This is a genomic window from Pedococcus sp. P2_E4 (assembly GCF_056403935.1).
On sequence record NZ_JBFUEO010000005.1, the window covers coordinates 62226 to 74964 of the forward strand.

At 69.5% G+C, this 12739-nt stretch carries 13 protein-coding genes; 6 read left to right on the top strand and 7 right to left on the bottom strand.

Going from position 1 to position 12739, the window contains the following annotated elements; all coding sequences use genetic code 11:
• Positions 1–227: 227 nt before the first annotated feature.
• The gene (locus tag AC1DV7_RS04330) at positions 228–551 is read left to right on the top strand and encodes a DUF309 domain-containing protein (protein ID WP_477594942.1); all 324 of its coding nucleotides are present in this window, start codon (positions 228–230) and stop codon (positions 549–551) included.
• Here the strand turns inward: AC1DV7_RS04330 and AC1DV7_RS04335 are convergent.
• Complete coding sequence (locus AC1DV7_RS04335) at positions 533–1783, bottom strand: MFS transporter (protein WP_477594944.1); 1251 nt, start codon at positions 1781–1783, stop codon at positions 533–535. The genes AC1DV7_RS04330 and AC1DV7_RS04335 overlap by 19 nt on opposite strands.
• Positions 1784–1865: 82 nt before the next feature.
• On the opposite strand from AC1DV7_RS04335, the gene AC1DV7_RS04340 reads away from it, so the two are divergent.
• Complete coding sequence (locus AC1DV7_RS04340) at positions 1866–2732, top strand: LysR family transcriptional regulator (RefSeq protein WP_477594946.1); 867 nt, start codon at positions 1866–1868, stop codon at positions 2730–2732.
• 55 nt (positions 2733–2787) lie between these two features.
• Here the strand turns inward: AC1DV7_RS04340 and AC1DV7_RS04345 are convergent, their stop codons facing one another.
• From AC1DV7_RS04345 to AC1DV7_RS04355, 3 genes are all read right to left on the bottom strand, one after another.
• On the bottom strand, positions 2788–2997 hold the full coding sequence (locus AC1DV7_RS04345) for a hypothetical protein (protein ID WP_477594948.1): 210 nt from the start codon (positions 2995–2997) through the stop codon (positions 2788–2790).
• A gap of 148 nt (positions 2998–3145) precedes the next feature.
• Positions 3146–3556, bottom strand: coding sequence for a hypothetical protein (locus tag AC1DV7_RS04350; RefSeq protein ID WP_477594950.1), 411 nt, complete (start codon positions 3554–3556; stop codon positions 3146–3148).
• Positions 3543–3722 carry a hypothetical protein gene (locus AC1DV7_RS04355; RefSeq protein WP_477594952.1) on the bottom strand — a complete coding sequence of 60 codons (180 nt, stop codon included), beginning with the start codon at positions 3720–3722 and terminating at the stop codon, positions 3543–3545. The genes AC1DV7_RS04350 and AC1DV7_RS04355 overlap by 14 nt, the downstream gene beginning before the upstream one ends.
• 197 nt (positions 3723–3919) lie before the next feature.
• On the opposite strand from AC1DV7_RS04355, the gene AC1DV7_RS04360 reads away from it, so the two are divergent.
• Positions 3920–5842, top strand: a complete 1923-nt coding sequence (locus AC1DV7_RS04360; protein WP_477594954.1) for a glycoside hydrolase family 15 protein — start codon at positions 3920–3922, stop codon at positions 5840–5842.
• Between the two features lie 12 nt (positions 5843–5854).
• Here AC1DV7_RS04360 and AC1DV7_RS04365 read toward each other — a convergent pair whose 3' ends face one another.
• The gene (locus tag AC1DV7_RS04365; RefSeq protein ID WP_477594955.1) at positions 5855–6370 is read right to left on the bottom strand and encodes a nitroreductase family protein; all 516 of its coding nucleotides are present in this window, start codon (positions 6368–6370) and stop codon (positions 5855–5857) included.
• A gap of 150 nt (positions 6371–6520) precedes the next feature.
• Here AC1DV7_RS04365 and AC1DV7_RS04370 point away from each other — a divergent pair, with 150 nt between their 5' ends.
• Entirely contained in the window at positions 6521–9151 is a 2631-nt protein-coding gene (locus AC1DV7_RS04370; protein ID WP_477594957.1) for an ATP-binding protein, read from the top strand.
• A 90-nt stretch (positions 9152–9241) separates the two neighbouring features.
• Here AC1DV7_RS04370 and AC1DV7_RS04375 read toward each other — a convergent pair whose 3' ends face one another.
• Both AC1DV7_RS04375 and AC1DV7_RS04380 read right to left on the bottom strand, forming a co-directional pair.
• Positions 9242–9649: a nuclear transport factor 2 family protein gene (locus AC1DV7_RS04375; protein WP_477594959.1), complete on the bottom strand. Its 408-nt coding sequence runs from the start codon at positions 9647–9649 to the stop codon at positions 9242–9244.
• Between the two features lie 90 nt (positions 9650–9739).
• Positions 9740–10153: a TraR/DksA family transcriptional regulator gene (locus AC1DV7_RS04380; RefSeq protein ID WP_477594961.1), complete on the bottom strand. Its 414-nt coding sequence runs from the start codon at positions 10151–10153 to the stop codon at positions 9740–9742.
• A 242-nt stretch (positions 10154–10395) separates the two neighbouring features.
• Between AC1DV7_RS04380 and cax the strand changes: the two genes are divergently transcribed.
• On the top strand, positions 10396–11568 hold the full coding sequence (gene cax / locus AC1DV7_RS04385) for a calcium/proton exchanger (protein WP_477594963.1): 1173 nt from the start codon (positions 10396–10398) through the stop codon (positions 11566–11568).
• A 413-nt stretch (positions 11569–11981) separates the two neighbouring features.
• On the top strand, positions 11982–12722 hold the full coding sequence (locus tag AC1DV7_RS04390; RefSeq protein WP_477594965.1) for an ANTAR domain-containing protein: 741 nt from the start codon (positions 11982–11984) through the stop codon (positions 12720–12722).
• The last annotated feature ends 17 nt before the right edge of the window (positions 12723–12739 follow it).

A 12739-nucleotide genomic window follows, 5' to 3' on the forward strand; every position in this document is an offset into this window, starting at 1 on the left:
GCATTCGACACGAGTCCATTGGACTCCGCCTGCGGCCTGCCGTCGATAGCCGCCGGGGTTCGGGCGCGACCGTCGTGCGTGAACGCGCGGTCAGGTGCTGCCCTTGGGACACTGGTCGTATGACGCCTTCTGACCGTGACCGGGACCCCGAAGGACGGGCTCGCCAGGCTCGGCCCCGCGACGCACTGGGTCGACCACTGCCATATGGCGCTGAAGGCGTGGAGCCGGTGTCGGAGGACCCCCTGCCTCCCGAGGAGACCCTCGAGACGGCACGAGAGCTTGTGCGATCAGGCCGCCCCTTCTCGGCCCACGAGGTCCTCGAGGCGCGGTGGAAGGCGGGACCGGTCGAGGAGCGTGACCTCTGGCAGGGGCTTGCGCAGGTCTGTGTCGCCATGACCCACGCGGCCCGGGGCAACCAGGTCGGAGCGGACCGGCTCTTCGAACGGGCCGCAGAGCGGTTGACGTCGTTTGCGGCGACCGGGCGCGGGGCGTACGGCATTGACGTCGATGCGGTCGCCGAGTCCGCGCGAGGTCACGTCGGGAGGCTGTGAGGCGCGAGGGCGGGAGTCCGCCGGAGGGTGCGGGTCATCCCGGTCGCGGCGAACATCAACACCAGTGCCAGTGAGCTGACGGCCGGCCAGCCAGCGGCCTCCCACGCGGTGCTGCCCAGGTTGCCGAACACCGAGGACCCGGCGTAGTACGCGCACAGATAGAAGGCGGCAGCCTGGCTCGCGCTGGCACCGACGAGGTGTGCGCGAGCGGCCACCCACCCGCTGGCCAATCCGTGGACGATGAAGAATCCCGCAGTCAGGCAGGCCAGTCCGACCACGATGGTGAGCAGCCACGGGACGAGGGTGAGTAGGACTCCCCCGATCGCCAGGGCGCATCCGGAGGGCAGGATCGCCCGACGTCCGAACCGGTCGGCGAGCAGCCCGGAGACGACGGAGCTCACCGTGCCGAGGACGTACACCAGGTAGACCAGGCTGACCGCCCCGAGACCGAGATGGTGTGGTGCGCTGGTGAGGCGGAAGCCGAGCGCGTTGTAGACGGCGACGAGGGCTCCCACCGCGCAGGCACCCAGCAGGTAGAGCGCGCGCAGGGCCGGGTCGGCGAGCGCTGCCCGGGACATGGACGCGAGACCGAGCTGGCCTCGAGCTCGGGGTTGGAAGTGCTGGGAGGGCGGCAGTGAGATGGTCATCACCACGGCGCAGCCCAGGGCGAAGAGTCCCGCGGCCGCCACGGCCCAGCGCCATCCGTGCGCGTCGGCGATGGGAGCGGTGAGGAGGCGACTGGCCATTCCGCCGAGGGCTGTGCCGCCGATGTACAGACCCGCCGCCCGTGCCTGCGCTGTCCGGTGCAGCTCCTCGCGCAGGTATGCCGTGGCCACCGCGGGCAGCCCGGCGAGCGCCATGCCCTCGACCAGCCGCAGCCCGAGGAGGACGTGCCACGACGGAGCCAGTGGGCACAGGAGCCCGAGTAGGCTCGCGGACCAGACGGCGCCGAGGATCAGTCGCGTTCGCCCGAACCGCTCAGAGGCTGGCCCGGCCACGAGGAGCGCGACCGCGAGGCCGGCGGTGGTGAGCGACATGGTGAGGGTTGCCTGGGCGGGGGAGACACCGAACTGGGTGCGGAGCTGCGGCAGCAACGCCTGGGTCTCGTAGAGCAGGACGAAGGTCGCCATCCCTGCGGCGAACATGGCGGTCATGACGCGTCGGTACCCGGCGCTGCCCGGCAGGTGCCCGTGCAACGCCGGGACGCGGACCGTGGTCTCGGTGTCACTCACCCTCGCCACTGTGGAGCCGTCCCGACGATACGTCCAATGTCACATTGGACCGTTTGCGATGCGCAAAGCGTATGCTGCCACCGTGCTCCTTCGCGACCTCGAGTGGCTCGTGGCCCTGCACGACCACCAGCACGTGACCGACACTGCCGCAGTCCTAGGGGTCAGCCAGCCGACGTTGTCGCGAGCGTTGGCACGAGTTGAGACCGAGCTCGGCGCCCGCCTTTTCGAGCGGGTCCCGGAGGGGCTCGTCACATCGCCCGACGGCGAGCTCGTCATCGCCGGGGCACGTGACGTCCTGGGCCGCTACCAGCAGCTCCTGCTCGAGCTCGGGGCGCGGCTCAACCCCGACACCGGGGTGGTGCGACTGGCCTTCCTCGACTCGATGGCCACCTCGCTGGTCCCGCGGATCCTGCGCGACTTTCACAGTGAGGCGCCCGGAGTCCGGGTGGTGCTGACCCAGGAGCCAGCCCACCACATCCAGCGCGATCTGGACCAGGGGCTGGTGGAGCTGGCGATCACGTCGGTGCGGCCGGAGGGTGACTACGGCTGGCGGCCGTTGCAGGAGGAGCGACTCGTGCTCATCGTTCATCCGGGCCACCGACTGCGAAACCGTCATCGGGTCGATCTCAGGGAGCTCGTCGAGGACGAGCTCGTCACGACGCCACTCGGGTACGGGTTTCGCGAGCTCGTCAACCGGTTGCTCGCCGATGCCGGTGTCGTGGTGCCAGTCTCCTTCGAGAGCGCTGACCTGGCCACGATCGAAGGCTTGGTCGCCGCCGGGCTCGGGGTCGCGATCGTGCCCGAGCAGTTCGCCGGGCTCTCCGGCACCATCGGGATCGCCCTTTCAGGTCGCCACGCCCGCCGCACCATCGGACTGACCTGGCGCACCGACCGTGCGCTCAACCCGGCGGCCCAACGGCTTCACCAGTTCGTCACAGCTCGGCGCTGACGGAGGGTGTCCCAAGCACAGCCGGGGTGGCGACACCGCTTCGTGCTGGCCCGGATCAGTCGAGACCCCAGCCGAACGTGACGTTGACGACGTGCGATGAAAGGTCCCCGGAGCTCACCACCATGGTGGGGTCCTCGGCCAGCGTGTCCTCGGTGGCCAATCCCGACGCGAGGAGCCGCGAACGGGCCTCTGTGATCAAGCGGACGTGGGCGTCACGGTCGTGGACGGTGGCGATGGGCACGGTGACGGTGGTCTCGACTCGCACGGCGGACCCTTCGGCTGATGGCGCACTCCACGCACGCACCCCGCCGTTCCGCGAGTGTTCCTGCGGGCGCGAACCCCTGCTTGTCCACCCAGCATGCGCCCCAACCACCCCGCCCACCCATGGCTCATCGGGGCCCCATCGGGCCACGTCACGAGCCTCGATGGCTGCCGGAGTCGGACGCCACGACGCCGATGAGGCGGATTCGCTCCACCTCCTGTGAGGTGACGACCTCTTCGATCTGTTCGAGGCGTTGTCGCAGAAGGAGCTTGTGCTCGTCAGACGTGTGGGGGTTGCGCAGGTACTCCTCGAGGGTCCGTCGAAGCCGGCGGACCAAGCGCTGCTGCATGTACCGCCTGGCCTGGATTTCGACGTACAACGCGAGCGCGCCCAACGCGGCAGACACCGCCGGAGCCACGTAGAGGGCGATCGTGCGGGCCGTACCATCCGGAAGGGAATGGGCGAAGACGACCAGCCCCGTGCCGCTTCCGGCGCCTGCGAATCCCGCCCGGGCCGTGGCGGCGCCGGTGGCCGCTCCCAGCCGCCCCTCAGCGATCGCCATCGTCCGCCTCCTCAAGGCGGTTCAGCCAGGCGTCGATGATGGTGCGCTGCTCTTCCCCGGTGGTGCCGGTGAGCTCGAGCGTCCTTCCGTCGATCTCCAGGCGGATGGTGTTCCCGTGCTGCACCCGTCGACCTCGGACGAAGCTCCAGACTGCGGAGATGAGCACCGGGAGCACGCTTACGAGCGCAACCAGCACACCCGATGCCTCCATCTGTTCAGCATCGACTTCGCCAGAGGCCCACGCAAGGCTCTGCCGCCGCCGTGCGACGGAACGATGCGTCGCGTGTGTACAGGGGCCGGCGCGCGACCAGCACCGCTCCCGCATGTATTGCGATGGCGCGGAGGAGTGGACATGCTTCGAGGATGGCGAAGGCACACGATGGTGGCCCCAAGGCGCACGAGCTGCCCGAGCAGCCGCGCGCGGTGCCCATCGGTGACTACGCGTTCCTGAGCGACGGTGAGGTGTCCGCGCTGGTGGCGCCCTCGGGGTCGATCGACTGGATGTGCCTGCCACGCTTCGACTCACCGAGCTCGTTCGGGTCGATCCTCGGTCGGCATGCAGGGTCGTTCACGGTGGCGCCGTTGGGGATGCGGGTACCCGCCGGTCGCCGGTACCTGCCCGGGACGATGATCGTGGAGACGAGCTGGGGCACGCCCACCGGCTGGCTGATCGTCCGCGACGTCCTGCTCATCGGGCCGTGGCACCACCAGGAGGACCGGTCCAGGACGTACCGGCGGACGCCGACGGACTACGAGGCCGAGCACGTGCTGCTGCGGACGATGCGCTGCGTCTCAGGCGAGGTGCAGGTCATCGTGAACTGCGAGCCGGTGCTCGACTACGGGCGGACCCCGGTGAAGTGGACGTTCACCGGCGACAGCTACCGGCAGGGTCGAGCCCAGGCCGACGGCTCCGACCTGGCCCTCACCCTCACGACGGACATGCTCCTCGGTTTCGAGGGAGGCCAGGCGAGCGCGCGGACTCTGCTGAAGCAGGGTGACACCCGGTTCGTCGCCCTGTCCTGGGGTGGCGGCGTGCCGCCGGAGACCTTCGAGGACGCGTACAAGCGACTGGTGTGGACGGCGCACCACTGGCAGCACTGGCTGGCTCGCGGCAGGTTCCCCGATCATCCCTGGCGCAGCTACCTGCAGCGCAGCGCCCTGACCCTGCGTGGTCTCACGTACGCCCCGACCGGGGCCGTCATGGCGGCCAGCACGACCTCACTGCCCGAGACGCCGGGGGGCGACCGCAACTACGACTACCGCTTCACCTGGATCCGCGACGCCACCTTCGCCCTGTGGGGGATGTACTCCTTGGGGTTCGACTGGGAGGCGCTGGACTTCTTCAGCTTCATCGCCGACGTCGCCGAGGGCGAGGACGCCCTCCAGATCATGTACGGCATCGGCGGCGAGAGGGACCTGGAGGAGTCCATCCTGGACCACCTCCCCGGGTATGCCGACTCCCGGCCCGTGCGGATCGGCAACGCCGCCCACGGCCAGAGGCAACATGACGTTTGGGGTGCGCTGCTGGACTCTGTCTGGTTGCACTCCCAAGCGGTGGACCACCTCGACAACCGCATCTGGCCGATCCTGGAGACGCAGGTCGGCCAGGCCCTCAAGCACTGGCAGGAGCCGGACGCCGGCATCTGGGAGGTCCGCGGCGAGCTGCAGCACTTCACGTCCTCGAAGATCATGTGCTGGGTGGCGGTCGACCGAGGGGCTCGCCTGGCTCGCATGTACGGCGAGACCGACAAGGCAGCCGAGTGGGAGCTCGCGGCCTCCCAGATCAAGGACGACATCCTCAGCCAAGGCGTCGACGACCGAGGGGTGTTCACGCAGTACTACGGCAGCAGCGCCCTGGATGCCTCGCTGCTGCTGGCTCCCCTGGTGCGCTTCCTCCCGGCGGACGACCCGAGGATCCGCGCGACGGTGATGGCCATCCGCGACGAGCTGACGGTCGACGGGCTGGTCCTGCGCTACCGGGTCGAGGAGACCGACGACGGGTTCCATGGCGAGGAGGGCACGTTCACGATCTGCTCGTTCTGGCTCGTCTCCGCACTGTGCGAGATCGGCGAGTTCCACAAGGCCCGCAAGCTCTGCGCGAAGCTCCTCTCGCTGGCGGGACCGCTCGAGCTCTACGCCGAGGAGCTGGACGCCCACAGTGGCCACCACCTCGGCAACTTCCCCCAAGCCTTCACCCACCTCGCCCTGATCAACGCCGTCCTGCACGTGATCAAGCTCGAGAACGACCAACAGCTCGCAACGGACTCGCTCGCGCCGGACTCGTAGACGTCGTGCGACTCACCACTGGCCGCGGTGCACGACCTCGTCGAAGGGGCGCCGGTTCAGCCGCTCGATGACGGTCAGCGGCTTGTCCGACGGGTAGCCGACGGAGAGCAGGTAGGCCAGGAACCGACCTTCGGGGAAGCCCAGGACCTCCTTGGCCTGCTGTTGGTCGACCGCCGCGGCATGGCCCGTCCCGATGCCCACGTCCGCCGCGGCGACGGTCATGGCGTACGTGGCCTGGCCGAGGTCGTACTGGAGCAGCTGCGACTGTCGATCGTCCTGCGGCTCTGGCGCGACGATCGCGATCGCGGCAGCCGCTCCGGCGACGTGCCTGGCGCCCTGCCAGACCTTCGCCAGCTCGACCAGCTGCGAGCGGTCCGTGACGACCACGAAGTCCCACGGCTGCCAGTTGCCTGCCGATGGGGCACGTCGACCCGCCTCCAGAATCCGGTCCAGCGCATCGTCGGGCACAGGCTCCTCGGTGAACTGCCGGACGTTTCGCCTCGCCCTCAACGCATCCCAGGTCTCCACCGTCTCATCGTGCGCCTTCCACGCGGTTGAAAGCGACCCTCTGCGTTCGGTCGCCCCGACGCTCCGACGCGTTGGCGCCGTGTTGGCGCCGTGTTGGCGCCGCGTGGGCGGCGCGTTGTCGCGGGGGTGGATTGGCTCGATGATGAGCGCATGGACGCCGCGCAGTCCACCGGGCTCACGATGCTCTTCAGCGACATCGAGGGCTCCACGCGGCTGCTGAACCGGCTGGGGCCCGCCTACCCCGACGTCCTCGCCACCCACCGCCAGCTCCTGCGACGAGCCTTCGCGCGGGCAGGGGGCCGGGAGGTGGGGACGGAGGGTGACAGCTTCTTCGTCGTGTTCGAGTCGGCGGCGGATGCCGTGACGGCTGCAGCCGAGGGCCAACAGGCCCTCGAGGCACATCCGTGGCCGGACGGTGTGACGATGCGCGTGCGGATGGGGCTGCACACGGGCCACCCCGAGCCGTTCGAGGACAACCTCGTCGGGCTCGACGTCCACGTGGCGGCACGCGTCGCCGCAACCGCGCACGGGGGCCAGGTCGTGATGAGCCGGGCGACGGTGGATGAGGTCGTGGACCGGCTGCCGCCCGGCACATCCCTGCGGGACCTCGGCGTGCACCGCCTCAAGGACATCGTCGACCCGCAGTGGCTCAGCCAGCTGGTCGTACCCGGGCTGCCCTCGACGTTCCCACCGCTGCGCAGTCTCGGCGCCCCGGGCAACCTCCCTGTGCCATCGGGCCAGCTGGTCGGTCGGGACGCGGAGCTGGCGGCGATCGGAGGGCTGCTGACGACAGGCACCCTGCGGCTGGTCACCCTGACCGGTCCTGGGGGAGCGGGGAAGACCAGGCTCTCGATCTCGCTCGCGCAGGAGGTGGCTGCCTCGTTCGCCGAAGGTGTCCACTTCGTCGACCTGTCGGCCGCGACGGACGAGGCAGTCGCGTGGAGGACCGTCGCAGAGACGCTCGGGCGCTCCGGCGACACGGAGGTCGAGCTCCTCGAGCACCTCCGCCAGAGGAACGTGCTGCTCGTCCTGGACAACCTCGAGCAGCTCCCCGCATCGGGAGCAGCCGTCGTCACGAGGCTCCTCGGGGCGACGACGCGCCTGCGGCTGTTGGCCACCAGCCGTCGCCCCCTGCACGTCATGGGGGAGCAGGAGTACCCCGTGCCACCGCTGGGTCTGCCCGCCGATGATCGCGCCACGCCGACAGTGGAGGCGGCGAGTCGCGCGGAGTCGGTCCAGTTGTTCGTCCAGCAGGCCCGGCTGGCGGATCCGGGCTTCGTGCTGTCGGGCGCCAACGTCGCCGACGTCGTGGCCGTGTGCCGCCGGCTCGATGGCCTTCCCCTGGCTGTCGAGCTGGCCGCTGCTCGCGTCCGGCTGCTGCCGCCGAAGGCACTCCTGGAGCACCTGGACGAGGCGCTCGGGTTGCCGCTTCCGGGCCATCCGCGGCGGCAGCAGACCTTGCCGGCCACGGTCAGCTGGAGCTACCAGATGGTGGGGGAGGGCGAGCAGCGAGCGTTTCGTGCCCTCGCCGCGTTCGGCACCGCGGGAGGGACGCTCGACGCGCTCTCGGCCGTCCTGGAGGTCCCGTCGGCGCTCTCCGCGGTGTCCGGTCTCCTGGACGCCGCTCTCGTAAGGGTGGAGGACGACCCGGCCGGCCCGCGCGTCAGGCTGCTGCAGCCGGTGCGGTCTGTGGCGCGGGAGCTGGCCACGGACGACGGGGAGCTGGGCGACCTCCAGCGCAGGCACGCCCACTACTACCTGGAGCTGGCGGAACGCGACGGAGAGCGGATGAGAGGGCCCGGCGCCATTGCAGCACGGGTCTCGATCGAGCTCGAGATGGACAACCTGCGGGCCGCCCTCGACTGGTCCTTGGGCGACAGACGCGGGGACGACTCCGACGACGAGGCGCGCGTCGCGGTCGGCGTCCGCCTGTGCACCGCGCTCGGATGGTACTGGTACGTCACGGGATACGACGCCGAGAGCCGCCGATGGCTGGAGCGTGCCAGCCGTGCCGCGGCAGGGCGACACGATCCGCAGCTGGCACAGCTGCTGCACTCGTTCGCGTTGTTGCTCCTGCAACAGGGAGACAACGGCCGCGCCCGGGACGTCCTGGCCAAGTCACTGGTGCTGTGGCAGCGCGCGGGCGACCGCATCGGGGAGACCAAGGCCCTCAACAGCCTGGGTGTCGCGTACCGCAGCCTCGGCGACACCGACCGCGCGCGAACCCTGCTCCAGCAGAGTGTCGACGTCGCGCGGTCCCTGGACAACGCGCAGCGTCAGGCCACGGCCCTGACCAACCTTGCGCTGCTCGAGATCGACGCGGGTCACCCCGAGACGGCCCTGTCGATGCTCGCCGAGGCCGAACGCCTCGACCTCTCGCTCGAGAACGCTTGGGGTGTCGCGGCCGACCGGGTCAACCTCGCGGCGGCGTTCCTCGCGTCCGATCAGCCCGCCAGGGCCTTGGAGCTGCTGCGCGAGCTGGCCGACTCGGTCACCGAACACGGGGATCCCGACCTCACCTTGGGGGTCATCGAGATGTTGGCGTATGCCGCGTCGACCGTTGGTGACCACGTGCGAGCCGTTCGGCTCGCTGCCTGCGCAGACCACCAACGCACCGGCGGCGACCTGCCCCTGACCGACCTCGACCGGGCGTTCCTCGAACGACAGCTCGCCGTGTCACGGCGCGCCCTGGGGGACRCAGCGGGCGAGCCGGAGCGCGACGGCAGGGCACTGACCGTGCCAGGTGCCCTCGGCGAGGCAGTCGACATCGCAGTGACCTGAGGCTGTCCCGGCCCAGGATCCGCAGGCGCATCGACGCGTCGGCGACGGATCTTCCTGCCCACCATGGCGGTATGGCGTGCGGCCCGTCTGTCAGGCTCGCTCATCCGAGGCGATGGGCCCCTCACCGGTGGCCGGAGATGACTCGTCCTGCGGGGGCATGAACGCCGCAAGGTCGCCGTACGCCCGCATGGCGGCAATTCGTTGGCCGACAAGGTCGTAGGCGACGCAGTACGGGACCCGGCTCGGACTTGCAGGGTCCGCGCCACTGCCCTCGATGTAGGCGGTGTGGTCAGCGAAGACCAGCTGGCGCGTCTGCAGGTCGAGGAGTCGCGCATGGAGGACGTTGACCGCCTCTTGGACGTCCCGGGGGCCGATGATGTGGATGTTGCTCTGGACCGTCGTCCAGGTGACATCGTCGGTGAAGAACTGACTGAAGTGGCGCGTTTCGAGGGCATCGAAGTAGGCGCTCATGACGCGGCGGGTCTGGTCGGCGGTCAAGTCCCCTCCAGTGTGTGTGCACCACAGAGTTTCGCCATCAGTGTGCGCCTGCCTCAGCCACGGTGCACCGTCCCGTCTGGTGTCGGTGGGTCAACCCCTGGACGGCGTTGCGTGCTGAATGCAGGTCCCTGCCGTGGGTCTGGCATCCAGCCGTGCTGCAGGAATGGGTTGGTGGCACACCTCGCAGATCCCGTAGATGCCCTGCTCCAGTCGAAGCAGGCCGGCCTCGATTCCAGCGAGATGGTCCTGCGCCCCCTGGATGAGCGCAGTCAGCTGCGACCGTTCGTAGGCGATGGTCTGTCCCTCAGGGTCGTGCTCGTCATCGGCATTCGAATCCGCCGATGCGGCGAAGAGCGCCTCGAGATCCGTTGTCATGCTCGCAAGTCGGGTTCCCACTTCATCCCGCTCCCGGCGCAGTCGCTCGGCAGCGGCCTCGAGGTCGAGCGCCGTCCCGGTGCCATCGGGGGACTGTCCCGGTGCGGAAAGGTCAGACGGTCGGGCCATTCCCTCAGCCTCCTCCAACGAGTCACCGGACGCCATCGCCACGCCTGGTCCAGGAGTCGCCGTGTTGCCGCACCCTGACGCAGCTTCGAAGTCGCGGCCCTGCGAGGTGGCTGCAACCATGTCTGGGGCGGGCGAGTGGAATGGGGCAGCGGATCTCCGATCATGCCGCCGGTGGAGCACCAGACGGAGGACGGGCGGTTGGCGATGGAACGGTGCACACACGGCGCCTCACGGAGGTCGTGGTGAAGACGGCCCTGGGTCCGTGGCGGATCCTCGACCTCATGGTCGTCGCCCTTCCGGTCGCGATCTTCGCCGAAGTGCGCCATGCGGGCGCTGCGGTGCTGTTCGTGCTGGCAGCGCTGGCCGTGATCCCGCTCGCCGGTCTGGTGGGTCGCTCGACCGAGGTGCTGGCGGAGCGCGTGGGCGGCAGCAAGGGCGCGCTGCTCAACGCGACGTTCGGCAACATGGCCGAGCTCCTCATCGCCGCGCTCCTGGTGGTCAACGGCGAGATCGCCGTCCTCAAGGCATCGATCACCGGCTCGATCATCGGCAACCTGCTGCTGCTCCTCGGCGTGGCGATGATCGTGGCGGCACACGACAAGAGCGAAGTGCCGGTCACGGTGACCTCACGGGTGCAGGCCACCATGCTGTTCCTCGCGATGGGCATCCTGCTCCTGCCGACCGTCTTCTCGTTCCGGCCCGAGAGCTCCACCACCCGCCTGGACGAGGTGAGCGCACTGGTGGCCGTCATCCTCTTCGTCCTCTACGCGTTGTCGATGCTGTTCATCCTCCGCACCCATCGCAGCCACTTCGAGGAGGAGGAGCTCGAGGACGGGGAGAGCACTCAGGCAGGGGGCGCCGAGCACACGAATCCGCACTCACACCAAGCCGCCAAGCCGGACGGGGACCGGTCCGCGCACGGGGGTGAGTCGGGCGGCCGGCAGACCTGGTCCGTCAAGGGCGCCATCATCGTTCTCGCGGTGGCCACAGCCCTCGTGGCGATCGCGGCAGAGATGGTGGCGAGCAGTGTCCAGGAAGCAGGAGCCTCGCTGGGCCTGCACAGCGGCTTCATCGGCTTCGTCATCCTGCCGCTGGTCGGCAACGCCGCCGAGCAGTTCAGCGCACTGGGGCTGGCGGCGAAGGACAAGCTCGGCGTCGCGAGTGAGATCGCTGTCGGTGCCAGCATGCAGCTCGCGATGTTCGTCGTGCCGGTTCTCGTTCTCCTCGGGTTCCTGACAGGTCACGCGTTTGACCTGGCCTTCAGCCCGCTGGAGCTCAGCGCCCTGATCATCGGCACTCTGCTGACCCGTCACCTGCTCGACGACGGGAAGGCCAACTGGTTCGAGGGCGTCATGTTGCTCGGGCTCTACCTCGCGTTTGCCGGCGCCGTGTTCTTCGCGGACCTCCCCGGTTGAGACGGACGAGCGCTCAGGCGACGGTCCGTGGGGCAGGGCATAGGATCAACCCACGTAACGCGTCGAGGGAAGCGGATCTCATGGCCATTCAATCGCCTGAAGAGGAGCGCGAGTGGGCCGCTGAGAAGCGAGACTTCGTTGCTGACCGGCGCGATGAGCTGGCTGCCGAGCGAGAGCGGGCTGGCGACGCGAGGGACACAGCGGCAACTGCGCGGGAGTCGGCGTCGGACGAGCAGGAACGGACGATGGACGCCCGCGCAGCCGAGGTCGGCCTCCTATCTGACAAGGCTCAGAGAGCTGCCACGAACGTCCGCGCTGGCACCGCTCGCGATCAGGCTCGCCTGGAGCGTGAGGTGTTGAGGAGCGAGCGCGATGCTGCCGCTGAAGCTCGAGACAGGGCCACCAGGCTGCGGATGGAGGCCACCCCGACCACGAGGCTGGCGTCTGCGTTCGCCGCCATTGCCGAGAACCTGTACGCCGCCGGGTCCTTCGACGATGTCCTCCTGCGCATCGCTCAGACCGCAGTGAGCACAGTCGCGGGGTGTGACATGGCGAGCGTCACGCTGGGGGAGCAAGGGACCTACCAGACAGCCGCGACCACGGAGTTGGCCGCGTCGGTGGTCGACCAGGCGCAGTACGACGCGCACGAGGGCCCAAGCCTGGACGCGGTCGACGCTCCGGTCGTGTACGCGCAGTCGTTCCCCGACACCCGCTGGCCCAAGCTCGCGTCACGTCCGGCTGATCTGGGTGCGCACTCGGCAGCCTCCTACCGCCTCGCGGCGGCGAACCTCGCGACCGCCGGGACCGCCGGCACCGGAGGATCGCTGAACACCTACGGCACCAAGCCGGATGCGTTCAGCGACGAGGCGCAGCAGATCGGCCTCATCCTGGCCGCGCACGCGTCGGTGGCTGCCGGGGCAGTGCGTGAACGCGACGCCCTGCAGGATCTGGCGCAGAACCTCAACAAGGCCCTGTTGTCCCGAGATGTCATCGGCCAGGCCAAGGGGATTCTGATGGAGCGGCTCAACCTCACCCCGGAGGAGGCCTTCGACGTCCTGCGTCGCTCGTCCAACCGCCTGAACGAGAAGCTCACCGCCGTGGCCCTTCGTCTGGCCGAGACCGGCGGGTCGAACGCGAGACGTCCACCGAACTGATCGGCGTTCGCCGGTGT